Below are 23,930 nucleotides of genomic sequence, written 5' to 3'. Positions count from 1 at the left end.
CCCTTTTTTAGCAATTCCATTGTGTAGAAGCGTTCACTCGCCTGCCGCCTCGCGCGTCGCTGGCGCGTCGGTCTTCTGCTTGGCCTCCAGATCCTCGCCGGTCTCCTGGTCGACCGCCTTCATCGACAACCGCGTCTTGCCGCGGTCGTCGAAGCCGAGCAGCTTGACCTTGACCTTGTCGCCTTCCTTGACGACGTCGGAGGTCTTCTGCACGCGGTTGGCCGCGAGCTGGCTGATATGGACGAGGCCGTCCTTGGCGCCGAAGAAGTTCACGAAGGCGCCGAACTCCATCACCTTGACTACGGTGCCCTCGTAGATCTGGCCGATCTCCGGCTCGGAGGTGATCGACTTGATCCACTTGATCGCGGCCTTCATCGCCTCGCCGTCATTGGAGGCGACCTTCACGGTGCCGTCGTCCTCGATGTTGATCTTGGCGCCGGTCTTCTCGACGATCTCGCGGATCACCTTGCCGCCGGTGCCGATCACTTCGCGGATCTTGTCCGTCGGGATCTTGAAGGTCTCGATGCGCGGTGCGTATTCGCCGAGCTCGGCGCGCGCCGCGGTCAGTGCCTTGGACATCTCGCCGAGGATGTGAATGCGTCCTTCCTTGGCCTGGCCAAGCGCGACGCGCATGATCTCCTCGGTGATGCCCTCGATCTTGATATCCATCTGCAGCGAGGTGATGCCCTGGTCGGTGCCGGCGACCTTGAAATCCATGTCGCCGAGATGATCCTCGTCGCCGAGGATGTCCGAGAGCACCGCGAAGCGCTGATCTTCGAGGATCAGGCCCATCGCGATACCGGCGGTCGGCCGCTTCAGCGGCACGCCGGCATCCATCAGCGCCAGCGAAGCACCGCAGACCGAGGCCATCGACGACGAGCCGTTGGACTCTGTGATTTCAGACACCACGCGCACCGTGTAGGGGAATTCGTGGTGCGGTGGCAGCACGGGATGGATCGCGCGCCAGGCGAGCTTGCCGTGGCCGATCTCGCGACGCTTGGTGCCGCCGAGGCGGCCGGTCTCGCCGACCGAGTAGGGTGGGAAGTTGTAGTGCAGCAGGAACGTCTCCTTGTACGTTCCGGACAGCGCGTCGATGTACTGCTCATCCTCGCCGGTGCCGAGCGTGGTCACGACCATCGCCTGGGTCTCGCCGCGGGTGAACAGCGCCGAACCGTGGGCGCGCGGCAGCACGCCGACTTCGGCGACGATATTGCGCACGGTTTTGACATCGCGGCCGTCGATGCGCTTGCCGGTGTCGAGGATGTTCCAGCGGACGATCTTCGCTTCGAGCTCCTTGAACACGTCGGCGACGCGCAGCTTGTCATATTTCGGCTCCTGCCCTTCCGGGAAGAAGTGCGCCATCACCTTTTCCTTGGCGGCACCGACCGCGGCATAGCGCTCCTGCTTGATCGGTATAGCGTAAGCGGTGCGCAACTCCTGCTCGATCAGGCCGAGCATATCTTTTTCGATCGCCGAATTGTCGATCGGGGTGATCTCGCGCGGCTCCTTCGCGGCCTTCTCGGCGAGCTCGATGATCGCGTTGATGACCGGCTGGAAGTGGCGGTGGCCGAACATCACGGCGCCGAGCATGACGTCTTCGTTCAGCTCCTTGGCTTCCGATTCCACCATCAGCACGGCGTCCGCGGTACCGGCGACGACGAGATCGAGCTGGGTCTCGTTCATCTCGTCCAGCGTCGGGTTCAGCACATATTCGTCGTTGGCGAAGCCGACGCGGGCCGCGCCAATCGGGCCCTTGAACGGCACACCGGACAGCGTCAGCGCCGCGGAAGCGGCAACCATCGCCAGAATGTCCGGATCGTTCTCCATGTCATGCGACAGGGTGGTGATGATCACCTGCGTCTCGTTGCGCCAGCCGTCGACGAACAGCGGGCGGATCGGGCGGTCGATCAGGCGGGAGACCAGCGTCTCCTTCTCAGTCGGCCGGCCCTCGCGCTTGAAGTAGCCGCCGGGGATGCGGCCCGCGGCATAGGCCTTCTCCTGGTAGTCGACCGTCAGCGGCAGGAAGTCGACGCCTTCGCGGGGCGTCTTGGCGGCGACGACGGTGGCAAGCACCACGGTCTCGCCATAGGTCGCCATAACGGCGCCATCGGCCTGCCGGGCGATCTTTCCGGTTTCAAGCTTGAGCGGACGTCCGCCCCAGTCGATCTCCACGGAATGGGTCGTAAACATTTTGGTCTTCTTTCATGGTTTCACGAAAGAGCGGGCCCCCAAAACGCAAAAACCATGCGCAAGATGGCGAGACACTGATCGCAAGTCGTGATCAGTATCCGGCGATCCTGCCATGGTTCTCAAGTTCCGGATGGTGTCCATCCTTTCGTTCATACGGGCATCTTGCCCCGCCCGGCGGCCGGATTGCTGCTGGGCACTTTAGGTTTGAGCATGGTCTTTCCGGAAAACCGGGTCATGCTCGAGGCTTGAGCATGAGTGTGTGCGACATGCGGTCGTCACGTTCATGCTCTTGCGCATGATCGTCTCCGAACGGTTGAAACTCCGGTCTCTCGGAAGATCATGCGAAAACGCGCGCTAATCTTGCGCGCGTAGTCTTGAAATCAACGACGAATGTTATGCTTTTCTAGCAATGCCTTGTAACGCGCCTCGTCCTTTTTCTTGATGTAGTCGAGGAGAGAGCGTCGCGTCGACACGAGCTTCAATAGGCCGCGGCGTGAATGGTTGTCCTTCCCGTGGGTCTTGAAGTGCTCGGTAAGGTTGCTGATGCGTTCCGACAGGATCGCGACCTGAACCTCGGGCGAGCCGGTGTCGCCGGCTTTGAGGGCATTCGTCTTGATGACTTCCGCTTTACGTTCGGCGGTAATCGACATCGTCAAATACTTCCATGGTTGCGAGCCGAACTGGCAGTCAGTCCGGTCAGGTTGAACACGCGCTTGGGGATGATTTCGCCATTGCCAATCTCGGCAAGCGCGAGAAGCCGGCCTGCCACCGTGACATAGACTGTGCCGCTACTATTGGGCGCATCCCGTCCGCGCAACAAAACGGCTTGGCCCCGATGGAGCCTTGCCGCATCCGCCCGTGTGACGGCCAGTGCCGGGATGTCGTCCAGCGCGGTCTCAACGGGCAAAAGCGCGTCGGCGAGGCTGCCCTCGCCAGACGCGGCTCTATTGCACAAAGCCTCCAATTCTTCCAGCGGAATCATGTCGCTTTCGGTAAACGGACCGACAACGGTCCGCCTGAGCGCGCAGATATGGCCGAAACAGCTGAGAATCCGCCCCATGTCCCGGGCCAAAGCACGAACATAGGTTCCCTTGCCGCATTCGGCCTCGAACACGGACTGGCCGCTATCTCCGTGTTCCACCAGGGTTAATTCGTGGATCTCGACCGGCCGGGGCTGCAATTCGACCTTCTCGCCGTCCCGTGCCAAATCATAGGCCCGCTCGCCCTGGACCTTGATCGCGGAATATTGCGGGGGGACCTGCTCGATCACGCCGGTGAAGCGCGGCAGCAATTCCTGGATTGATTCGGCCGAGGGGCGAAGTTCGCTGGTCTCGACCACGCGGCCCTCGATGTCGTCGGTGTCGCGTTCCTCGCCCCAGGCCACCGTGAAGCGATAGCGCTTGCGGCCCTCCATGACGAAGGGAACCGTCTTGGTGGCTTCACCGAGCGCAATCGGCAGCCCACCCGAGGCGAGCGGATCGAGCGTGCCGGCGTGTCCGGCGCGCTTGGCCTGGAACAGGCGCTTCAGCACCGCGACGGCGTGCGTCGACGTCATGCCGATCGGCTTGTCGAGCACGACCCAGCCATGGACGTCGCGCTTGTCGCGCCGCGGCTGGTTGCCCTGCTGCTTCTGCTTCTGGCGCGGATCGTTGTTGACGCGACGCGTCTCGTTGCCGCGCGCAGGCGCCGAAATTTTTTCTTCATCCGCATGCGAATCGACGTCTTGCGATTCGATCACGGGGTTTGCGGTCGTCACGGTCATCTCACTCGTCGTCCGAATCGGGTGCAAGATCGCGTTGCACCGCAGGTGTTCTCAGTAATTTCTCGATACGTTCCGCTTCGTCGAATCGTTCGTCGACGCGGAAGCGGATGTCAGGTGCAAATTTCAGGTTAACGCGGTGCGCGATCTCGCCGCGGAGAAATTTCTTGTTGCGGTCGAGCGCAGCAATCACGGTCTCGGTGTCGCGTCCGCCGAGCGGCATTACATAAATGGTCGCGAGCTTCAGGTCCGGCGACATTCGCACCTCGGGAACGGTGATGATGTGGCCTTGAAGATCCGGATCGTGGACATCACCCTGCGAGAGAATCTCGGCAACCGCATGGCGCACGGTCTCGCCGACGCGCAATTGACGTTGCGAGCCGCCGGCGGCGGAACTCTTCTTCTGATGACGGGGCATTATCTAAAATCCCAAATTGTCGCCATCACCCGCGAAAGCGGGTGATCCAGTATTTTGTGCCTAGCACCAATTGCAATACTGGATGCCCCGGCCGGAGCCTGTCATCGGGCTCGCCGAAGGCGAGACCCGGTGGCGGGGCATGACGGTTCAGCTCGAAATTCCCGCGCTTCGTAAGACTTGGACTTACAGAGAGCGCTGGATCGTTTCGATACGGTAGCATTCGATCACGTCGCCGACACGCATGTCGCCGTAGTTCTCGAACGCCATGCCGCATTCCTGGCCGGCGACGACTTCCTTCACTTCGTCCTTGAAGCGCTTCAGCGTCGACAGCTTGCCTTCATGCACGACGACGTTGTCGCGGATCAGGCGGACATTGGCACCGCGTTCGACCGTTCCGTCGGTGACGCGGCAGCCGGCGACCTTGCCGACCTTGGAGATGTTGAACACCTCCAGGATCTGGGCGTTGCCGAGCATGGTCTCGCGCAGGGTCGGCGCGAGCAGGCCGGACATCGCCTTTTTGATGTCATCCACGAGATCGTAGATGATGTTGTAGTAGCGGATCTCGATGCCGTTGCGCTTGGCGGCGGCGGCCGCCTCCTTGTTGGCGCGTACCGAGAAGCCGATGATCGCGGCGTTGAAGCCTTCCGCCAGCGTGACGTCGGATTCCGAGATGCCGCCGACGCCGGCATGCAGGATGCGGGCGGCGACTTCCTCGGTGCCGAGCTTTTCCAGCGAGCCCAGGATCGCTTCCAGCGAGCCCTGCACGTCGGCCTTCACGATCAGCGGGAATTCCTTGCGGCCCGCGGTCTTGAGTTGCGACATCATCTGCTCGAGCGAGCCGCGCATGCCCGAGATCGAGGCGGCGGCGTTCTCGCGCTTCTGGTGCGCACGGTAGCTCGTGATCTGGCGGGCGCGGGCTTCGTTCTCCACCACCGCAAGCCGATCGCCGGCTTCCGGCGGACCGTTGAAGCCGAGCACCTCGACCGGCACGGACGGACCGGCTTCGTCGAGATTCTCGCCCTGGTCCGAGATCAGCGCACGGACGCGGCCCATCTCGGCGCCGGCGACGATGATGTCGCCGACCATGAGCGTGCCGCGTTGCACCAGCACGGTCGCTACCGGACCACGGCCGCGGTCGAGCTTGGCCTCGATCACGGTGCCTTCGGCCGGACGCTGCGAGTTGGTCTTGAGGTCGAGGATTTCGGCCTGCAGCGCGATCATTTCGAGCAGCCGGTCGAGGTTGGTCCCGTTCTTGGCGGAGACCTCGACATCGACGACTTCGCCGCCGAGCGATTCGACCTGCACCTCATGCTGCAACAATTCCGTGCGCACGCGCTCGGGCCGCGCGTCCGGCTTGTCGATCTTGTTGATCGCGACGATGATCGGAACCCTGGCGGCCTTGGCGTGATTGATCGCTTCGACCGTCTGCGGCATCACGCCGTCATCGGCCGCGACCACCAGCACCACGATATCGGTGACCTTGGCGCCGCGCGCGCGCATCGCGGTGAACGCGGCGTGACCGGGCGTGTCGATGAAGGTGATCTTCGTGCCGCTTTCGGGCGACAACACTTGGTAGGCGCCGATATGCTGGGTGATGCCGCCGGCTTCGCCGGAGACCACGTTGGCGTGACGAAGCGCGTCGAGCAGCGAGGTCTTGCCGTGGTCGACATGGCCCATGACCGTGACGACGGGCGAACGCGGCTCGGTATCGGTGGAATCGTCGACGACGTCGAACAGGCCTTCCTCGACGTCGGACGCAGCCACGCGCTTGACCGTGTGACCCAGTTCTTCCGCGATCAGTTGCGCGGTGTCGGCATCGATCACGTCGGTGATCTTGTGCATCGCGCCCTGCTTCATCAGCATGCGGATGACGTCGACCGCGCGCTCGGACATGCGGTTGGCGAGTTCCTGGATGGTGATGACTTCCGGGATCGTGACTTCGCGGATCAGCTTTTCCTTCGGCTCGTTCGCGCTGATGCCCTTGAGGCGCTGGGTGCGGCGGCGGAAGGACGCGATCGAGCGTTCGCGCACGTCGTCGGCGTTGAGCGCGGTGACAACCGTCAGGCGGCCACGCTCCTTCTGCGGACCCGGCTTGTGGGTGGTCTTCGGGGCGGCCACGGGGCGCATGGCACCACCCGGGCCACGGCGAACCTGCCGCGGACCCTCGTCTTCATCGGGCTCTGCGGCGACGCCCGGCGCCTTCGCCGCTGGAGCCGACGCTGGTGTACGTGCCGGGGTCGCTGACGTGCGTCCAGGGGTCGCTGACGTGCGTCCCGGGGCCGCAGATGTGCGGCCCGGGGTCGATGGGGTACGGGCCGGAGCCGCCGGCGCAGGGGCTGCTGCGGCCGCTGGCTTGGCTGCCGCGGCGGGCTTCGCTTCGCCCTCGCCAAAGCGCCGCTTAGCCTCGATCTCGGCCTTACGCTTGGCTTCCTCTTCCTGGCGATGACGTTCCTCTTCGGCCAGCCGGCGGGCTTCGGCGGCTTCGCGCTCGGCGCGCTCGGCGATTTCGCGGCTGGCGCGGCGCTTGGCTTCCTCTTCGGCCTGCTGGCGCTCTTCGACCTCACGCTGCCGGGCGTCGGCGAGTGCGCTGGCGCGGGCCGAGCGTTCGTCCTCGGTCAGGCTGCGCAGCACCACGCCCGATCCGCCGGCGTTGCGCTGCGATGGGGACCCGCCGGAGCGGCCGGACGGTGGCCTGGCCGGCGTCGGCGCGGGCTTGGCCACGACAGGCTCGGGCGCATGCGGCTCCGTTCCGGGGCCGTCACCACCGACGCGGCGCTTGCCGCGCTTTTCGACCACAACCTGCTTGCTGCGGCCATGGCTGAAGCTCTGGCGCACGGTGCCCGTCTCGACGCGTGGCTTCAGCGTCAAGGTCTTGCTCGGGACACTCAAAGTCTTGTCGCCAGGGGTTTTGGTATCAACCATTCAGCAGTCCTAATCTCGTTAGCGTTGTGCCTTTTCGCACGCGTTATCGTCGCAGTTCCAAAAGACCGAAATGACTGTCCTCGGACCGTCATCCCGCTCCATCTTGTTGTTTGAACATGATCTTTTCGGAAAACTGGTTTCCCCTTTTCCCGATCATGCTCTAGCTAGAATTTCTGGCCGCATCGGCGGTCTTGTCGTCGTCGGCCATCCGGTATCGGACCAGAAGCTGGCAGCGCGACAGGAACGTCTTGCTCGCCGGGCCCGCGAGCAGGGCAGCATGTATCACATTTGACCGGCCCAGTGCCAAATCCAATTCTGCCGATGTCAGCGCGGTGACGACAGATATTTTCGGCGAATCTTCATCTTTTCGGCCCCTTTGCCGCAGGATCGCGTCCAATTTGCGGACGCCGTCGGGGGCCGCATCGGAAGCATGGATCAGACTTAGGGGTCTTTCCCGCTGCGACAACGCGTCCTCGACCTTGCCGAAGCCGGAAACGACCTGGCCGGCCTTGGCGGCCATCGCCAGCGCCTCGAGGCTGCTGCGAACCAGCAGCGCTTCGGTATCATCGGGCAGAGTCGCCACGACGCGGACGTCGCGCTTGAATCCCCGGCTAAACTGGTGACGCCGGACCGCTTCCGCAACCGTGCGGCGCGAGGCCGAAAGCCAGAGGCCACGCCCCGGCAGCTTGCGTTTCACATCGGCGATCACCTCGCCGGTGGGGGCGACGACGAAGCGGATCAGCTCGTCGATCGGACGCACCTCGCGGCTGACCGCGCACATCCGCATGGTCGCGGACTTTTCGGTCCGCGGCCCATGATCCAGATCGGGGTCAGCCATTGCGAGCATGCGCGGGCCATCTCCTTACGCCGTCGGTTCTTCGGCGGCTTCCGCCTCGGCATTCTGCTTGGCGAGGTCGGCCTCGGTGATCCAGCCGGCCTTTACGCGGGCCTGCATGATCATCGCCTCGGCGTCCTCGCGGGAGATATCGATCCCGTCGAGGAACCCGGCATGCTTGGTCTGTTCGCCACCGTCCTTGCGCTCGGTCCAGCCGACCAGATCGTCGGTAGCGCAGCCGGCGAGATCCTCGACGGTCTTGACGTCGTTCTCGCCGAGCTTGACCAGCATCTTCGCGGTGATGCCGGGGACCGTCTTCATGGCATCCTCGACGCCGAGTTCCTTGCGCTTGGCTTCCAGCTCGGCCTCGAGCTGCTCCAGATATTCCTTGGCGCGGTTCTGCAGTTCCGTCGCGGTTTCCTCGTCGAAGCCTTCGATGCCGGCGAGTTCCTTCACGTCCACCAGCGCCAGTTCCTCGACCGAGGTGAAGCCTTCCGACGCCAGGAGCTGGCCGACGACTTCGTCGACATTGAGCGCCTCCATGAAGACGCGGGTCGAATTCTCGAAGTCGGCCTGACGACGCTCGGACTCTTCCTGCTCGGTCAGGATGTCGATATCCCAGCCGGTGAGCTGCGAGGCGAGGCGGACGTTCTGGCCGCGGCGGCCGATCGCCAGCGAAAGCTGGTTGTTGGTGTCGGGCACCACGACCTCGATGCGCTCGCGGTCCTCGTCGATCACAACCTTGGCGACTTCGGCGGGCGCCAGCGCGTTGACGACGAAGGTCGCGATGTCGGGCGACCACGGGATGATGTCGATCTTCTCGCCCTGCAATTCGTTGACCACGGCCTGCACGCGCGAACCGCGCATACCGACGCAGGCGCCGACCGGATCGACCGACGAATCGCGCGAGATCACGCCGATCTTGGCGCGCGAGCCGGGATCGCGGGCCACTGCCTTGATCTCGACGATGCCGTCATAGATCTCGGGCACTTCCTGCGCGAACAGCTTCGCCATGAATTGCGGATGGGTGCGCGATAGGAAGATCTGCGGGCCCCTCGTCTCGCGGCGGACGTCGAAGATATAGGCGCGGACGCGGTCGCCGTTGCGGAACACTTCGCGCGGCAGCATCTCGTCGCGGCGGATGATGGCCTCGCCACGGCCGAGGTCGACGATCACGCTGCCATATTCGACGCGCTTGACGACGCCGTTGACGATGTCGCCGATGCGGTCCTTGAATTCCTGGTATTGCCGGTCGCGCTCGGCCTCGCGCACCTTCTGCACGATCACCTGCTTGGCCGACTGCGCAGCGATGCGGCCGTATTCGAGCGGCGGCAGCGTGTCGGCGATGGTGTCGCCGACACGGGCGCCGGGATTGGCGCGCTGGGCGTCGGCGAGCGAGATCTGGTTGGAAGCATTCTCGACCACGTCGACCACGAGCATGTGGCGCGACAGGCGGAGTTCGCCCTTCTTGGGGTCGATCTCCGCGTGGACGTCGGTCTCGCTGCCGTACCTGGCGCGCGCCGCTTTCGCGATGGCGTCCTCCATCGCGGCAATCACGATGCCGCGGTCGATCGATTTTTCGCGCGCGACGGCGTCGGCGATCTGCAGCAGTTCAAGTCGATTGGCGCTGACTGCCATGGCTAGTCTCCTTCGTCAGGCTCGGTCTCGCCCCGGCGCAGCCGTTCGGCGGCGAGGCGGTGTTGTTTGGCGTTCTTCGGAGCCGGCTTCTTGCCGGTCCCTTGTTTCGGCTTATGGCTCTTGCTCGGACCGCTTTTTTTCGCATGCGAGGGTTGTGGCGGGACCAGCCCCAATTCGCGGCGCAGCTCGCGCTCTTGAGCCTTGCCGCGCCGCATCGATTCGGCGATCAGCTCGTCGGTCAGCACCAGCCTTGCTTCGGCGATGTCTTCCATCACCAGCAAGGTCTGTGCATCTTCGCCCTCGCGTGTGTCATCCCGATGTAGGCGCACCGCGTTGCCCTCGACACCATTCAGGGTGCCGCGGAACCGCTTGCGGCCCTGATGCGCCACCGCCATCTCGATCTTGACGAGGTGGCCGGCATAGCGCTCGAAATCCGACCGCCGCACCAGGGGGCGGTCGATGCCCGGCGACGAGATCTCCAGCCGATAGGCCCGGTCGATGGGATCGGCGATGTCGAGCACCGGTGACAGCGCCCGCGAGATCGCCTCGCAATCCTCGATCTGCATCGAGCCGTCCGGCCGTTCCGCCATGATCTGGACGGTGCAGCCGGCATCGCCGGTGATCTTGATGCGCACCAGGCGGTAGCCCAGTCCCTGCAGGACCGGGGTGGCAACTGCCGACACGCGCGCCGCGGCGCCGGGCTCGACCACGAGCCGCGGCTCGGCGAGCAATTCGGCATTGACGGAACCAGCGGTTGGATCGGTCATATCGAGGGTCAAAGATACGTCTTGAGCTGTCGGTCTTGTTGGTTAGCCGGCCCTAGACCGGTGTCCGATCATGATACGATCACGCTGATCGGGCCATGATCTTATCTCTCGTGTTTGAGCATGATCCTTGCGGACAACAGGCTTCCGCCGTTCGGGTTCATGCTCTGGTTGCGCTACCCAAAGCGGACCAGGCTCAGCCGGGTTCGTTCGGGTAATAAAAAAGAGCGGGTCCGGAAGGGCCCACCCTCAATACGGATCGTATGAGAACTTTAAGTCGCTATAGCGCTTTTCCGCCCGTCCGGCAAGGGCCAGAGACCGCTGCTGAGCAAATTTGCGCTATCGGAAAGTTGGGTGCGAATGTCTAACGCTTCGTTCACGAACGCCACCTAGATTGCGCCGCAAAAACCGGCACGGCGGGCCGGTTTGGGTAGGCTTATGACGACGACAGCGACTGCGCTGATCCCTGAACTCGACGAGATCGTCCGCACCGGTGACCCCGGGCGCCGTGCCGACGCCGCGCGCCGGATCGGCGAACTGTTCCTGCAGGGTGCGGCCAGTTTCAGTACCGACCATGTCGATCTGTTCGACGGCGTCCTGACCAGCCTCGTCCCCCATGCCGAGCGCGACGCGCGGGCGCAGCTCGCCGAACGCCTGTCGCTGCTGTCGAATGCGCCGCGCAGCCTGATCGGGCAGCTTGCGCGCGAGGACGAGATCGCGATCGCAGGACCGCTCTTGCGCCGGTCGCCTGTCATCGACGAGCAGGTCCTGGTCGAAATCGCGCGCGCGAAGGGGCAGGAGCATCTGCTGGCGATGGCGGAACGGCCGACGCTCTCGGCCGATCTGACCGACGTCATCGTCCGCCGCGGCGATCGCGACGTTGTCAGGCGCGCGGCCGGCAATGCCGGCGCCGAATTCTCGACGAGCGGCTATTCGACGCTGATCCGGCGCGCCAGCCAGGACAGCGTGCTGACGCTTGCCGTCGGTCAGCGCGCGGATCTGTCGCCCGAGCAGTTGAAGACGCTGGTGGCAGGCTCCGTCGAGATCGTCCGCCGCCGCCTGTTCGACGTGGTCAAGCCGGAGCGGCAGGCCGCGATCAAGCAGGCGATCAGCGAGCTCAACGGCATGAGCGAGAAGGTCGACAGCGCACGCGATTTCACGCCGGCCCAGCGCACGATCCTCGCGTTGCATCACGCCAATCAATTGAACGAAATCGCGCTGCTCGATTTCGCCAAGTCGTTCAAATACGAGGAAGCGGTGTGCGCGCTGGCCGCGATGACCGGTGTCAAGATCGCAACGCTCGATCGCCTGATCACCGGCGACCGCTACGATCCGATTCTGATCGCGGGCAAGACCATCGGTCTCGAATGGGCCACCGTGCGCGCGCTGATCCTGCTCCGGCTCGGCCCCAACCGCGTGCCGTCGCCAGCCGATATCGAGAGCGCGCGGCTGAACTTCACCCGCCTGATGCCCTCCACCGCCCAGCGCGTCGTGGACTTCTGGAAAACGCGGTAGTCCCTCTCCTTGTCATTGCGACCACGCCGTCATTCCGGGGCACGCGCAGCGTGAGCCCGGAATCCATTTCGCCGCGTGTGCAGGTGGCCCAATGGATTCCGGGTTCGCGCTGCGCGCGCCCCGGAATGACGCGCGTCAAATTCTGCGAAACCGCAGATACGTCGCCTTGCGTCCCTCGCGCTCGGCTTTGGCGCCATAGCGCGTCATCGTGTAGTCGGGCCAGGGAGCCTGCCAGTCCGAGGCGCGTTCAGCCAGCCAATTGAAATCGGGCGAGCGCATCAGGTGCCATAGCGTCCAGGCGCAGTAATCGTCGATGTCGCTGACGAAGCGGAATTCGCCGCCTGCTTTGAGGATGCGCGCCATTGCTGCAACGGTGACATCCTGGACAAAGCGGCGTTTCCAGTGCCGTCGCTTCGGCCAGGGATCAGGATGGATCAGGTCGATGCGCCGCATCGACCCTGACGGCGCCCAGGCGAGCAGCTCGGCGGCGTCGCCTGCGAACAGGCGGATGTTGCCGATATTGTGCGCCTCGATCTGGGTCAGGATCTTGGCCATCCCGTTGACATAGGGCTCGCAGCCGATGAAGCCGATATTCGGAAACGCGCGGGCCTCGGCGGCGAGATGTTCGCCGCCGCCAAATCCGATCTCGAGCCTGACATCCTCGATGTTGTCATCGAACAGTTCGGTCAGGCTGGCCGGTGCCGGGCTTGCGATGTCGAGCGCCAGATGCGGCAGCAGATGCTCGATCAGGTCGGCCTGATGGGCGCGCAGTCTGTGGCCCTTGCGCCGTCCGAAGAACGAGCCTTGCGCATGCGCGTCGCGCTCCTGATCGCGGGAAGGCGTCATCATCGCAGCGTCTGATACAGCCGATGCAGCAACCGCGCGCGCGGCTCGATCGATGAGATATACATCTGCTCGTAATGGGTATGCGCGCCCTTGCCGTCGACGCCGAGGCCATCGAGCGTCGCCGTATGCAGCGCGGTGAAATTGCCATCGGAGCCGCCACCGGTCGAGGTGTCCACGAGGTCGAAGCCGATCTCGGTTGCGAGCCCCTTGGCGTGTTCGTAGAGCGCCGCGCCGGCGTTGGTCTTTTCATAAGGCGGCCGGTTCAATTCGCCGACCACATGCACGCTGACGCCGTCGGTCCGCGATTTCAGATTGAGTATTTTCGGTACCAGCTCTTCGGCGTCGGCAATCGTCGGCACGCGCATGTCGACCTCGGCATAGGCCTCTTCCGCGATCACGTTCGGCTTGGTGCCGCCTTTGACCACGCCGACATTGACGGTGACGCCGCGCGCCAGATCGTTCATCGCCTCCAGCGTCTGGATGATGTTGCCGAGCTCGCGGATCGCGCTGCGGCCGTCCTCGGGGCGCGTGCCGGCATGCGCAGGCACTCCCTTGACGAAGATCTCGAAGCGCGCGACGCCCTTGCGCCCGGTGACGATCTTGCCGCCGTCGCGTGCCGGCTCTGTCACCAGCACATATTTGGCTTTGCGGCCCTCGGCTTCGATCAGCGCCCGCGAGGTCGGGCTGCCGATCTCCTCATCGGAAACGTAGAGCTGGGTCACGCCGAGCGGCACCCGCGCGCCATTGGCGCAAACTTCCCTGAAGGCGTGGTAGGCGAGATAGGCGCCGCCCTTCATGTCATAGATGCCGGGACCGAAGGCGCTGTCGCCGTCGATGCAAAAAGGCAGGCGCTGGATGAATCCGAGGGGATGCACGGTGTCGAGATGGCTTAGCACCAGGATTCCCGGTGCATCCTGGCCCCAGGCCGAGCGCGCGACGAGATGATCGCCGCATCCGTTCTGGCCGGCGATCCGCTCGAGGGTGGCCGGCAGGCCGCGATAGCCTTCGGCGACGAGATCGGCGAGCTTGTTGACCTGTTCGGGCGCCTCTGTCGGCGTTTCGATCTCCACCCAGCGGCGGATGCCGTCGAGAATCTCTGCAGGATTAAATGATGTCGTTGTCATTGGCGCGCCGGCATCTGGAGCATGATCCGGAAAAGTGGAAACCGGTTTTCCCTCGCGACAAACGCGAAGCGTTTGCGCGGAAGATCATGCTCAAACAAAGAGGTGAGATCATGATCCGATTCGGTCTAATCGGATCATGATCCGAGAACGATTGAACCGACGTCATGCGCCCGCACCGGCGGGCGCGTCAATTGCCATGTCGCAGGAATGACGACGCCGATCAACGCTTGTCGGGGCCTTCGCGAGCGGCGATCTGCTCGACCAGCTCGACGATGCTGCGGCGGAGTTTGGCGTCGGCGATGCGCGTGAAGGCGCGCGTCAGCGCCAACCCTTCCGAGGTTGCGAGAAAGTCGGAAACGTAGCTGGGCGAGGCGCCTTCGCTGAAGCCTTCCGGGGTTGTCGAGCCGCTCGGTCCGCCGTCGAACAGGAACGAGACCGGCACCTGCAGGATCTCGGATATCTGCTGCAGCCGGCTGGCGCCGACGCGGTTGGTGCCCTTCTCATATTTCTGAATCTGCTGGAAGGTGAGGCCGAGCTTTTCTCCCAGCTTTTCCTGGCTCATGCCCAACATGATCCGCCGCATGCGGACACGGCTGCCGACATATTTGTCAACAGGATTGGGCGCTTTGGTAGACATCTTCGGACTCTCCTGGAAGGACTACGCGCCCGGCGAATGAGGCAAAACGGGTATGGAGTATGCCCCAGGCGCCGGTATCGTCAAAATCCTGCGGGAGGATCGAGGACGAATGCGGACAATTTGAGCTACTGTGCTGGCAGGATTTCAGTTTCGGCTTGCAACGATAGAATGCGAATGACGCGGTGGTTCTGTCAACTGGTGGAATCACACCAGCGGAATTTTTCATTGCGCAAGCAACCATCGAGAGCCCGCAGGCGTCAAGAATTGCGCCGGGCAACACGCCGTGCGACCACAAGCAACAATGCGACGAACAGAATGATCGCCGCGGGAATGTCATTGAAACGTGCATATAGCGTCGGCGGGATGGCAGCCGGTAATCTGGCATCGAGCACGCCTTCGATGCCAAGGCCAAGTTCTGCGACAATCCGTCCCGCCGGATCGATGACCGCGGAGATGCCGGTGTTCGCTGCGCGAACAATGGGCAGGCCCTCCTCGATCGCGCGCAGCCGCGCCTGCTGTAGATGCTGGTAGGGGCCGGTCGAGATTCCAAACCAGCCGTCATTGGTGACGTTGATGATCCAGCCCGGCCGGTCGTCGTGGATGTCAATGTCATCAGGGAAAATCGCCTCGTAGCAGATCAGCGGCAGTGCGCGCGGCGCATTTGGGATGTCAAGCGCGCGACGCCGCTGGCCGGCGATGAATCCGCCATGGACCTTGGTGAGCTGCACGAAGCCGAGCTTTTCCATCAGGTCCTGAAATGGCAGATATTCGCCGAACGGCACCAGGTGCAGCTTGTCGTAAACCGACAGCACGCTGCCGTCGTGGTCGATCACATAGATCGAATTATAGGCGCGCGTGATGCGGACGCCTGGCGGCAGATCCGGGGCGCGCACCGAGCCGGTGATCAGCACGGTGCCTTGGGGCAGGAGCTCGGCGATCTGTGCCATCGCGTCGGCCTCGCGCGTCAGGAAAAACGGAAACGCCGATTCTGGCCAGATCAGGATGCTGGCATCGCGCACACCAGTGGATTGCGGGCCGGAGGCGCGATCGGAGAGCGTCAGATATTTCTTCATCACCGCCGCTTTGGCGGCGTAGTTGAATTTGACGTCCTGCTGCAGGTTTGGCTGCATGATGCGCAGCTTGACGTTGGCGACCATCGTGGTCGGCAGCCGCGACAGCCGCACCGCGCCGAAAACCAGCATGGCCGCGAGAACGACCAGCGCTATGACCGGCACCCGCCACAGCTTTCGGTTGGATGATTTGCCATCGATCAAGACGGCCGGGCTTGCGAAGATTGCGAGGCTGAGGAACGTCATGCCCCAGAGCCCGATCAGCGATGCGGTCTGCGCCAGCGCCAGTGGTTCTGACAGCGCATAGCCGAAGGCGTTCCAGGGAAATCCGGATAGCACATGGCCGCGCAGCCATTCGGCGATGGTCAAGCTCGCTGCGAGCGCCAGCACGCGGAACCCGTCGGGAGTCCAGAGCAGGCGCGCCAGCGCAAAGCCGAGCGCGGGAAACAGTGCCAGATAGGCGGGCAGGCCCAGTATCGCAAACGGCAACAGCCAGGCGAAAGTCTGCGCATCGACCAGGAAGGCATAGCCGATCCAGTAAAGCCCCGGCACGAAGTAGCCGAGCCCGAACCAATAGCCGGAGATTGCCGCCGCCGGGATGCCGCGCCACTTTCCGGCGCCTGCGCCGTCAATCAGCCAGACCGCGACCGGGAAGGTCAAGAACAGGATCGGCCAGGCGTTGAACGGCGCCATCGCGAGCGAGGATAGGGCGCCGGCGACGAGTGCGATGACGGCGCGCTTCCATCCCCAGGTCAGGATGATCGAAAGCCCGGCCGCGCGGAGTTGATCGGAAACCCTCACTGCGGGGCGGCTCCGTCGCCGGAGGGCGGAGGCGCGGTGTCGTTGGCCTGCGGGCTGGCATCGGCCTGAGGGCTGGCATCGGGCGCGGCCTCGCTGCGGCGACGGCTCTCGCGCTCCTTGCGCGGGACGTTGCGTTCCTTGCGGGTTGCGATCCGCACGCGCTTCACCCGTCGCGGATCGGCGTCGAGCACTTCGACCTCGAAATTGCCGGGCCCGGAAATCAATTCGCCGCGCACCGGCACGCGGCCGACAAACGACACCAGATAGCCGCCGAGCGTCTCGACTTCCTCGCCGGCTTCGCCCGTGACGAAGTCTTCGCCGATCACCGAGCGGACATCATCGAGGCTCGCCCGCGCGTCGGCGATGAACGAGTTATCCGGCTGGCGAACGATCGACGGCGGCTCATCGCTATCGTGCTCGTCGTCGATCTCGCCGACGATTTCCTCAACGAGGTCCTCGATCGTCACCAATCCGTCGGTGCCGCCATATTCGTCGACCACCAGCGCCAGGTGAATACGCGTGGCCTGCATCTGCACCAAGAGGTCGATCGCGCGCATCGACGGCGGCACATAAAGAAGTTTTCGGATGATGCTGGCTTCGTGAAGCGGCAGCGCGAGATCGACCGCGCGCAGGTCGAGGCCGGCGGGCAGCGGCTTCTTGCGCCGCGTCTTGCCGGCGTCGCTGACGCGCGCTCTTGCGGTCATGAACGCAAGCAGGTCTCGGATGTGCACCATGCCCTCGGGATCATCGAGGGTTTCGTTGTAGACCACGAGGCGCGAATGCGCGGCGCTTTCGAACAGGCTCATCAATTCGCCGAGCGGGATGTCGCGCTTCACGGCGACGATGTCGGCGCGATGCACCATCACGTCGGCGATACGCCGCTCATGCAGATTGAGGATGTTGCGCAGCATGGTGCGCTCGACGGCGGAAAAGTTCACGTCATCGGGCGTTGACGCGTCGAGGACCACCTGCAGGTCGTCGCGAACCGATCCTGCCTTCCAGCCGAACAAGGTGCGGATCGCGCGCAGCAGCCAGCTCTCCGCTGCGGGACGTTGTGCCTCCTCCGGCACCACGGCCGGCAGGTTGCGCACATCGCGCGGATTGTCGTGGGTAGGTTCGGAGTCCGCCATTTCAGTCCATCCGCTCCCGGTCCGCATACGGATCGGGAATGCCGAGCTGCGCGAGGATTTCGCGCTCGAGATTTTCCATTTGCTCGGCGTCGTCGTCGTTTTCGTGGTCGTAGCCGATCAGATGCAGGAAACCGTGCACCGCGAGGTGGCTTAAATGATGGTCGAACGGCTTCTGCTCCTCGTCCGCCTCCCTGCGCGTCGTCTCATAGGCGATCGCAATATCGCCGAGCATGCGCGGGGCATCGTCCAGCCCCTGAGCGCCCTTTGGCTGCAACGCCGGGAACGACAGCACGTTGGTCGGCTTGTCGATGCCGCGCCAATTGTTGTTCAGCGTCCGAATTCCGGAATCATCCGTCAGCATCACTGCCAGTTCGGCCTCGCCGACATCGGCCTCGGTGATTTCGGCGGCGGCCTCGATGGCGCGATGGATCACCGCTTCAGTATCAGGCTCGGTCTGCCAGCAATCGGCTGTGACCAGAACCTCGGTAGCGGGGAAGGCGGAAGACACTGTCGTTCCAAAAAGTTGTTGTTTCTAGGCGTTGTGGTTGCGGCCGGAACCCGCTTGCGGCAGGTCCGTGAGGCCGGCTCATGACATCAAGATTTGGCGGCGACTTGCCGTTGTGGCAATCCCTCATAGGCGGCGACGATCCGTGCCACCAATTCGTGACGGATCACGTCCTCCGCGGTGAAGCGCACCTGCGCGATGCCCTCGACGCCTTCCAGCAGGCTCACTGCCTCTGCCAGCCCGGAGGCCTGGCCGTGTGGCAAGTCGACCTGCGAGGGGTCGCCGGTGACGATCATGCGGCTGTTCTCGCCGAGCCGCGTCAGGAACATCTTCATCTGCATCGAGGTGGTGTTTTGCGCTTCATCCAGGATGATGACGGCATTGGTCAGCGTGCGGCCGCGCATGAAGGCAAGCGGCGCGATCTCGATCTCGCCGCCCTGCAGTGCGCGCTCGACGACGCGCGCATCCATCAGGTCATAGAGCGCGTCATAGATCGGCCGCAGATAGGGGTCGACCTTCTCGCGAAGATCGCCAGGCAGAAAGCCGAGCCGTTCGCCGGCCTCCACCGCGGGCCGCGACAGGATGATGCGATCGACTTCCTTTCGCTCGAACAATTGCGCGGCATAGGCGACCGCAAGCCAGGTCTTGCCGGTACCGGCAGGCCCGACGCCGAACACCAGCTCGTGCCGCTTCAGCGCGCGGATGTAGGAATCCTGCGCGGCGGTGCGTGCCCGCACCGGGCGCTTGCGTAAGTTGATGGTCTCGAACGAGGGCTTTGCGGTCTTGGCGTCGAACTCGAACAGCGAGCCCTGCGCGATCACGGCGCGGATCGCGCCTTCGACGTCGCCTTGCGAAAGATCATGCCCTTGCGTTGCCTGGCCATAAAGCGTCTCCAGCACGCGTCGTGCGGCGTCGCAGCCGTCGCGGGAACCCGCGATGGTGATCTGGTTGCCGCGGGAGTCAACGACGACGCCGAGCCGGCGTTCGACCTGCGCCAGATTCTGTCCATAAGGGCCGACCAGCGCGGACGCGGCGCGGTTGTCGTCGAAGTCGATGACGACCTGGGTCTCTGGAGGGATCGGCATGTCGCGGTCAGGTTTGCGGCTGGGAGCAAGCGATGGTGAATCCGATGCGCTTTTTGGCAAGGGTTCAGGCTCCAATGGTCGTCTGCGAAAGAGCGGATGACTGAGGCCGCGCATGACGCGGGGCCAGCTCGCCGAGCAGGCTGTAGCGCTCAAGGCTGTCGATCCTGACCGGCAGGACTTTCCCGACGATGTCCGATGATGCCATCACGTGCGCGGGCTGCAGATAGGCAGTACGGCCGACGATCTGGCCGGGATTGCGCCCGGCGCGTTCGAACAGCACATCGACCGTGGTGCCGATCGCAGCCTTGTTGAAGGCCGATTGCTGGCTGTCGATCAAGTTCTGGAGGCGCTCCAATCGCTCGTCCATTTCCGCCGCTGGCACCATCTCCTGCATGTCCGCCGCCGGCGTGCCGGGCCGCGGCGAATATTTGAACGAATAAGCCGCAGCGTACCCTATTTGCATGACAAGCGCGAGGGTCGCAGAAAAATCTTCCCTACTTTCGCCGGGGAAGCCGACAATGAAATCCGAAGAAAAAGCAATGTCTTGGCGTACCGCACGAAATCGGTCGATGACGCGGCGGTAATCATCGGCGGTATGTTTGCGGTTCATGGCTGCCAAGATTCGGTCCGAACCGGACTGTACCGGCAGGTGCACGAACGGCATCAGCGCCGGCAGGTCACGATGCGCCTCGATCAGACTGTCCTCGACATCGCGCGGATGGCTGGTCGAATAGCGCAGGCGCAGCACGCCGGGGATGGCGGCGAGCCGCTCAAGCAATTTGCCGAGCGGCCAGCTTCGTCCATCCGGCCCTTCGCCGTGATAGGCGTTGACGTTCTGCCCGATCAGGGTGATCTCGCGCACGCCGTTATCGGCAAGCCGCGCCACATCCTCGATGATCCTCGTCACGGGACGCGAGACTTCTGCGCCACGCGTGTAAGGCACGACGCAGAAGGTGCAGAACTTGTCGCAGCCTTCCTGCACGGTGACGAAAGCTGAAATGCCGCGCGAGCGGATCGCGTCGGGCTTCGGCGGGGCCAAGAATCCGAACTTGTCCTCGACCGGGAATTCGGTCTCCAGCGCGCGGCCTTCCGCTTTCGCCTGCTTCAACAGTTGCGGGAGATGGTGGTAGCTCTGGGGACCGACCACGACGTCGACGGTCGGCGCGCGGCGAATGATCTCCTCGCCTTCGGCTTGCGCAACGCAGCCTGCGACCGCAATTTTCACGTCGCGCCCCTGGCGCGCGGCGTCGTCCTTCATCACGCGCAGCCGCCCGAGCTCGGAATAGACCTTTTCCGAGGCCTTCTCGCGGATATGGCATGTGTTGAGGATCACCAGATCCGCTTCGTCGGCGTTTGCCGTCTCGACAAAACCCTCGCCGGCCAGCGTATCCACCATGCGCTGCGCATCGTAGACATTCATCTGGCAGCCATAGGATTTGATGTGCAGCTTGCGCGGCGGCGTCATGGAACCTGCTTGCGGTGGAAAGCAGCGCATCGGGGCGCAGGGCTCAAATATAGCCTAAAGCCGTCAAAATCCAGCTTTTGGGCCCGCCATTCCGGGGCAATGCGCCAGCATCGAGCCCGGAATCTCGAGATTCTGGGTCTGGTCCTTCGGACAATCCCGGAATGATGGCTCAGGTTGCGGCGACGATTGCACCGTTTTCGATCAGCCCGGGCAGTTCCCGCATGTCCGCAAAGGTCATTGTGGCGCCGGCGGCGCGCAGCGTCTCGGCATGGCCGGGCCCGCAATGGCTGCCGCCGCAGAAGCCGAGCACCGCCATCCCGGCGGCGCGCGCGGCTGTGATGCCGGGGAGGCTGTCCTCGACCACGAGACAGCGTTCGGGCGCCACCTTCATCTGCCCGGCCGCGAACAGGAAGAGATCGGGCGCCGGCTTGCCGTTCTTGACCTGCAGGGCTGAAAAGATGTTCGGTGCAAATCGTTCGTAGAGGGCGGTGCGACCAAGGCTGACGCGCATGCGTTGTGGTGAGCCGCTGGACGCCACGCAAACGGGCTGCGCGATCTGGTCGAGCGCGGCATGAATGTGCGGCACCGCCTGCAGATCGGCCTCAAAGGAACGGAACAGCTCGTCCTGCAATTGCGTGTGATAATCATCTGGAAGGCTGCGGCCGAGTTCGGCCTCGATTTCGAGATTGGCCTGTCGTGTCGAGCGACCGAGGAAACGATCGAACACCTGTTCCGACGTGATCGGATAGCCGTGACGCGTCAGGACCTCGGCATGCGCGCGACACGAAATGACTTCGCTGTCGACCAGCACGCCATCGCAATCGAAGATGATGAGATCAGGATTCAATTCAGACTACGATTTATCTTCGTCCAGCGGGACGCAATACAGTTCGAGTCGGTGGTCGACCAGCTTGTAGCCGAGCTTGCGGGCGATCTCCGCCTGCAGTTTCTCGATCTCTTCGGACGTGAATTCGATCACCTTGCCGTCGCGCAAATTGATCAGGTGGTCGTGATGGCTGTCGGGCATCTGCTCATAGCGCGCGCGGCCCTCGCGAAAGTCGTGGCGCTCGATGATGCCAGCGTCCTCGAACAGCTTTACGGTGCGGTAGACGGTCGAGATCGAGATCTTGTCGTCGACCGCGACGCAGCGCCGGTACAGCTCCTCGACGTCAGGATGATCCACGGATTCGGCCAGCACGCGCGCGATGACGCGGCGCTGCTCGGTCATGCGCATGCCGGTCGCGGCGCAGCGCGCCTCGATGCCGGTGTTCTTCATCGCAGACGAGGTTTTCAGCGGAGCCATGTTTCTTCAGCCTGGAAGGGCAGGGCGGGACTGTTCTGCCACCGCCCGCATGTTACGACAAGTCACGGCGCATCAGAAGCGCATTCAAATGTTCCCCACCGGGCTGCTTGTAATAGCGTTCACGGCGACCGACGACGGCAAATCCGGCCCGTTCATAGAGCCGTCGCGCCGGCTGGTTATTTTCCTCCACTTCGAGGAAAACAGTGCGCACGCCGCGGCCAGCAAGATGGCCCAGATGCGTCAGCAACAAATTGCGCGACAGGCCGCGGCCGCGCTGGCTGGAATCGATCGCGATCGACAGGATTTCAGCTTCGTCCGCTCCCATCCGCGATACTGCAAAGCCGATGATCTTGCGCCCGAGCCGCAGCCGATGCACCAGCGTGTTGCGCTCGGCGAGCATTGCCTCGAATTCGCCTTCGCCCCAGCCGCGATGAAACGAGGCGCCATGTAGCTGCGCCAAACGCGGTGCATCGCGCACAGTCGCGGCTTCGACCGCCGGCGTGCCGCGGCTGAGCCATTCGGAAAGCCAGGCCATCATGACGCGGTCGATTGCGCGATGTCGAGCAGCGGATTGGCCGGCGGCTTTGCGTCCGGCGCGCGCAGATAGAACGGCCGCGCCGGCGCCGCTTCGGGGCTGACGGCCGCGCCGACCCAGGCGACCCAGGTGATGTCGGGCGCGGCCTGGGTATCGATCTTGAACGGCGGCGCCGTCTCCGCCGGCCAGCGGTCGGCGAGGATTTTTGCGGCATTGCCGACCAGATGCGGTGTGCCAAGCTGCGCGGCCTTGATCGCCTGCTCGACCGGCGCCACCTTCGGCTTGACCAGCGGGCTGCCGTCGCCGCTCACCACCTGAAAATAGACATGGTCATGCCGCGCATCGATCGCGGAGATGATCGGATGCTCGCCGTTCTCGGCGACGACAGGCGCGGCATAAGCGGTCAGCGTGGTGACGCCGACGACGGGTTTGCTGGCGGCCAACGCGATGCCGCGCGCCGCCGACAGGCCGACGCGCAGTCCGGTGAAGCTGCCGGGACCGGTGGTGACGGCAATGCGATCAAGCGCGACGAAGGCGATGCCGCTCTGCTTCATCACCCGCGCGATCAGTGGCATCAGCGCTTCGGCATGCCCGCGCTTCATCGGTTGCGATTCCAGCGCGAGCGGCTTGCTCGCGGTGGTGTCGAGCACGGCGGCAGAGCAGGCGTCGAGCGCCGTATCGATGGCGAGAATAATCATGGAGCGAATGGCAATTGGCGAATGGCGAATGGATGGTCAGGCGCGATCCCTATTCGCCATTCGCCACTCACTATTCGCTCTCCTTACATCGGGCGGACTTCGACCACATCGGGGACGAAGTGCCGCAGCAGATTCTGGATGCCGTGCTGCAGCGTCGCGGTCGAGGACGGGCAGCCGGAGCAGGCGCCCTTCATGTTGAGATAGACGACGCCATCCTTGAAGCCGCGGAAGGTGATGTCGCCGCCGTCATTGGCGACCGCAGGCCGCACCCGCGTCTCGATCAAGTCCTTGATCTGCGCGACGGTGTCGGCATCTTCGTCATTGAAGAACTCGTCTTCCTCATCGAGCGAATCGTCGCCATCGACACTGCCGTCGGCGAGCAGCGGCGCGCCGGACATGTAGTGCTCCATGATCGCGCCGAGGATTGCGGGCTTCAGATGCTGCCAGTCGCCGTCGGCCTTGGTCACGGTGACGAAGTCGGAGCCATAGAACACGCCGGTGACGCCGGGCACGGCGAACAGCCGTTCGGCGAGCGGGGAGCGGACGGCGGCTTCAGGTGTCGCAAATTCCATGGTGCCGCTCGCGAGCACGGTGCGGCCCGGAATGAACTTCAGGGTGGCGGGATTGGGGGTAGCTTCGGTCTGGATGAACATTTGTTTTCTCCGGCGTCGCCGGTTCAAGGCCGGCGCG

At 63.9% G+C, this 23,930-nt stretch carries 23 protein-coding genes; 2 read left to right on the top strand and 21 right to left on the bottom strand.

Features of this window, described 5'->3' with window-relative positions:
• Positions 1 to 33: 33 nt before the first annotated feature.
• From pnp to rbfA, 4 genes are all read right to left on the bottom strand, one after another.
• Positions 34 to 2,190, bottom strand: coding sequence for a polyribonucleotide nucleotidyltransferase (gene pnp, locus AC5ZGW_RS18865; RefSeq protein ID WP_130227502.1), 2,157 nt, complete (start codon positions 2,188 to 2,190; stop codon positions 34 to 36).
• A gap of 380 nt (positions 2,191 to 2,570) precedes the next feature.
• Entirely contained in the window at positions 2,571 to 2,840 is a 270-nt protein-coding gene (rpsO, locus tag AC5ZGW_RS18860; RefSeq protein WP_028168438.1) for a 30S ribosomal protein S15, read from the bottom strand.
• A 2-nt stretch (positions 2,841 to 2,842) separates the two neighbouring features.
• On the bottom strand, positions 2,843 to 3,952 hold the full coding sequence (gene truB / locus AC5ZGW_RS18855; protein ID WP_130227501.1) for a tRNA pseudouridine(55) synthase TruB: 1,110 nt from the start codon (positions 3,950 to 3,952) through the stop codon (positions 2,843 to 2,845).
• A gap of 1 nt (position 3,953) precedes the next feature.
• Complete coding sequence (gene rbfA, locus AC5ZGW_RS18850; protein ID WP_245474839.1) at positions 3,954 to 4,316, bottom strand: 30S ribosome-binding factor RbfA; 363 nt, start codon at positions 4,314 to 4,316, stop codon at positions 3,954 to 3,956.
• On the opposite strand from rbfA, the gene AC5ZGW_RS18845 reads away from it, so the two are divergent.
• Positions 4,239 to 4,412: a hypothetical protein gene (locus tag AC5ZGW_RS18845; protein ID WP_245474841.1), complete on the top strand. Its 174-nt coding sequence runs from the start codon at positions 4,239 to 4,241 to the stop codon at positions 4,410 to 4,412. The genes rbfA and AC5ZGW_RS18845 overlap by 78 nt on opposite strands.
• A 138-nt stretch (positions 4,413 to 4,550) precedes the next feature.
• Here the strand turns inward: AC5ZGW_RS18845 and infB are convergent, their stop codons facing one another.
• The 4 genes from infB to rimP all read right to left on the bottom strand — a co-directional run bounded on the left by infB (position 4,551) and on the right by rimP (position 10,529).
• The gene (gene infB / locus AC5ZGW_RS18840) at positions 4,551 to 7,289 is read right to left on the bottom strand and encodes a translation initiation factor IF-2 (protein WP_130227499.1); all 2,739 of its coding nucleotides are present in this window, start codon (positions 7,287 to 7,289) and stop codon (positions 4,551 to 4,553) included.
• Between the two features lie 160 nt (positions 7,290 to 7,449).
• Positions 7,450 to 8,136 carry an RNA-binding protein gene (locus AC5ZGW_RS18835; protein WP_463327117.1) on the bottom strand — a complete coding sequence of 229 codons (687 nt, stop codon included), beginning with the start codon at positions 8,134 to 8,136 and terminating at the stop codon, positions 7,450 to 7,452.
• A 15-nt stretch (positions 8,137 to 8,151) separates the two neighbouring features.
• Positions 8,152 to 9,762 carry a transcription termination factor NusA gene (gene nusA / locus AC5ZGW_RS18830; protein ID WP_130227498.1) on the bottom strand — a complete coding sequence of 537 codons (1,611 nt, stop codon included), beginning with the start codon at positions 9,760 to 9,762 and terminating at the stop codon, positions 8,152 to 8,154.
• A 2-nt stretch (positions 9,763 to 9,764) separates the two neighbouring features.
• A complete protein-coding gene (gene rimP, locus AC5ZGW_RS18825) occupies positions 9,765 to 10,529 on the bottom strand; it encodes a ribosome maturation factor RimP (RefSeq protein ID WP_130227497.1) in 765 nt (254 codons plus the stop codon).
• A gap of 435 nt (positions 10,530 to 10,964) precedes the next feature.
• Here rimP and AC5ZGW_RS18820 point away from each other — a divergent pair, with 435 nt between their 5' ends.
• Positions 10,965 to 12,041: a DUF2336 domain-containing protein gene (locus tag AC5ZGW_RS18820; RefSeq protein WP_130227496.1), complete on the top strand. Its 1,077-nt coding sequence runs from the start codon at positions 10,965 to 10,967 to the stop codon at positions 12,039 to 12,041.
• A 135-nt stretch (positions 12,042 to 12,176) separates the two neighbouring features.
• Here AC5ZGW_RS18820 and AC5ZGW_RS18815 read toward each other — a convergent pair whose 3' ends face one another.
• The 13 genes from AC5ZGW_RS18815 to AC5ZGW_RS18755 form a co-directional block, all read right to left on the bottom strand.
• Positions 12,177 to 12,890, bottom strand: coding sequence for a tRNA (guanine(46)-N(7))-methyltransferase TrmB (locus tag AC5ZGW_RS18815; RefSeq protein ID WP_130227495.1), 714 nt, complete (start codon positions 12,888 to 12,890; stop codon positions 12,177 to 12,179).
• Positions 12,887 to 14,011, bottom strand: coding sequence for a M20 family metallopeptidase (locus AC5ZGW_RS18810; RefSeq protein ID WP_130227494.1), 1,125 nt, complete (start codon positions 14,009 to 14,011; stop codon positions 12,887 to 12,889). The genes AC5ZGW_RS18815 and AC5ZGW_RS18810 overlap by 4 nt, the downstream gene beginning before the upstream one ends.
• 220 nt (positions 14,012 to 14,231) lie before the next feature.
• Positions 14,232 to 14,648, bottom strand: a complete 417-nt coding sequence (locus tag AC5ZGW_RS18805) for a helix-turn-helix domain-containing protein (protein ID WP_028168428.1) — start codon at positions 14,646 to 14,648, stop codon at positions 14,232 to 14,234.
• Positions 14,649 to 14,905: 257 nt separating this feature from the next.
• Positions 14,906 to 16,519, bottom strand: a complete 1,614-nt coding sequence (gene lnt, locus AC5ZGW_RS18800; RefSeq protein ID WP_130227493.1) for an apolipoprotein N-acyltransferase — start codon at positions 16,517 to 16,519, stop codon at positions 14,906 to 14,908.
• A complete protein-coding gene (locus AC5ZGW_RS18795) occupies positions 16,516 to 17,649 on the bottom strand; it encodes a hemolysin family protein (protein ID WP_165435334.1) in 1,134 nt (377 codons plus the stop codon). The genes lnt and AC5ZGW_RS18795 overlap by 4 nt, the downstream gene beginning before the upstream one ends.
• 1 nt (position 17,650) lies before the next feature.
• On the bottom strand, positions 17,651 to 18,157 hold the full coding sequence (gene ybeY / locus AC5ZGW_RS18790; RefSeq protein WP_130227491.1) for an rRNA maturation RNase YbeY: 507 nt from the start codon (positions 18,155 to 18,157) through the stop codon (positions 17,651 to 17,653).
• 86 nt (positions 18,158 to 18,243) lie between these two features.
• Entirely contained in the window at positions 18,244 to 19,299 is a 1,056-nt protein-coding gene (locus AC5ZGW_RS18785; RefSeq protein ID WP_035692414.1) for a PhoH family protein, read from the bottom strand.
• A 4-nt stretch (positions 19,300 to 19,303) separates the two neighbouring features.
• On the bottom strand, positions 19,304 to 20,704 hold the full coding sequence (gene miaB, locus AC5ZGW_RS18780) for a tRNA (N6-isopentenyl adenosine(37)-C2)-methylthiotransferase MiaB (RefSeq protein WP_130227490.1): 1,401 nt from the start codon (positions 20,702 to 20,704) through the stop codon (positions 19,304 to 19,306).
• 169 nt (positions 20,705 to 20,873) lie between these two features.
• On the bottom strand, positions 20,874 to 21,551 hold the full coding sequence (locus tag AC5ZGW_RS18775; protein ID WP_130227489.1) for an HAD family hydrolase: 678 nt from the start codon (positions 21,549 to 21,551) through the stop codon (positions 20,874 to 20,876).
• 6 nt (positions 21,552 to 21,557) lie between these two features.
• On the bottom strand, positions 21,558 to 22,007 hold the full coding sequence (locus AC5ZGW_RS18770; protein WP_028168421.1) for a Fur family transcriptional regulator: 450 nt from the start codon (positions 22,005 to 22,007) through the stop codon (positions 21,558 to 21,560).
• A 52-nt stretch (positions 22,008 to 22,059) separates the two neighbouring features.
• Positions 22,060 to 22,545: a ribosomal protein S18-alanine N-acetyltransferase gene (gene rimI / locus AC5ZGW_RS18765; RefSeq protein ID WP_028168420.1), complete on the bottom strand. Its 486-nt coding sequence runs from the start codon at positions 22,543 to 22,545 to the stop codon at positions 22,060 to 22,062.
• Entirely contained in the window at positions 22,542 to 23,240 is a 699-nt protein-coding gene (gene tsaB / locus AC5ZGW_RS18760) for a tRNA (adenosine(37)-N6)-threonylcarbamoyltransferase complex dimerization subunit type 1 TsaB (RefSeq protein ID WP_130227488.1), read from the bottom strand. Before tsaB ends, rimI begins: the two co-directional genes overlap by 4 nt.
• A gap of 83 nt (positions 23,241 to 23,323) precedes the next feature.
• Positions 23,324 to 23,893: a NifU family protein gene (locus AC5ZGW_RS18755; protein ID WP_028168418.1), complete on the bottom strand. Its 570-nt coding sequence runs from the start codon at positions 23,891 to 23,893 to the stop codon at positions 23,324 to 23,326.
• Positions 23,894 to 23,930 lie beyond the last annotated feature (37 nt).

This window comes from Bradyrhizobium sp. Crot121 (genome assembly GCF_059512385.1).
This window is presented reverse-complemented; position numbering and strand designations above follow the sequence as displayed.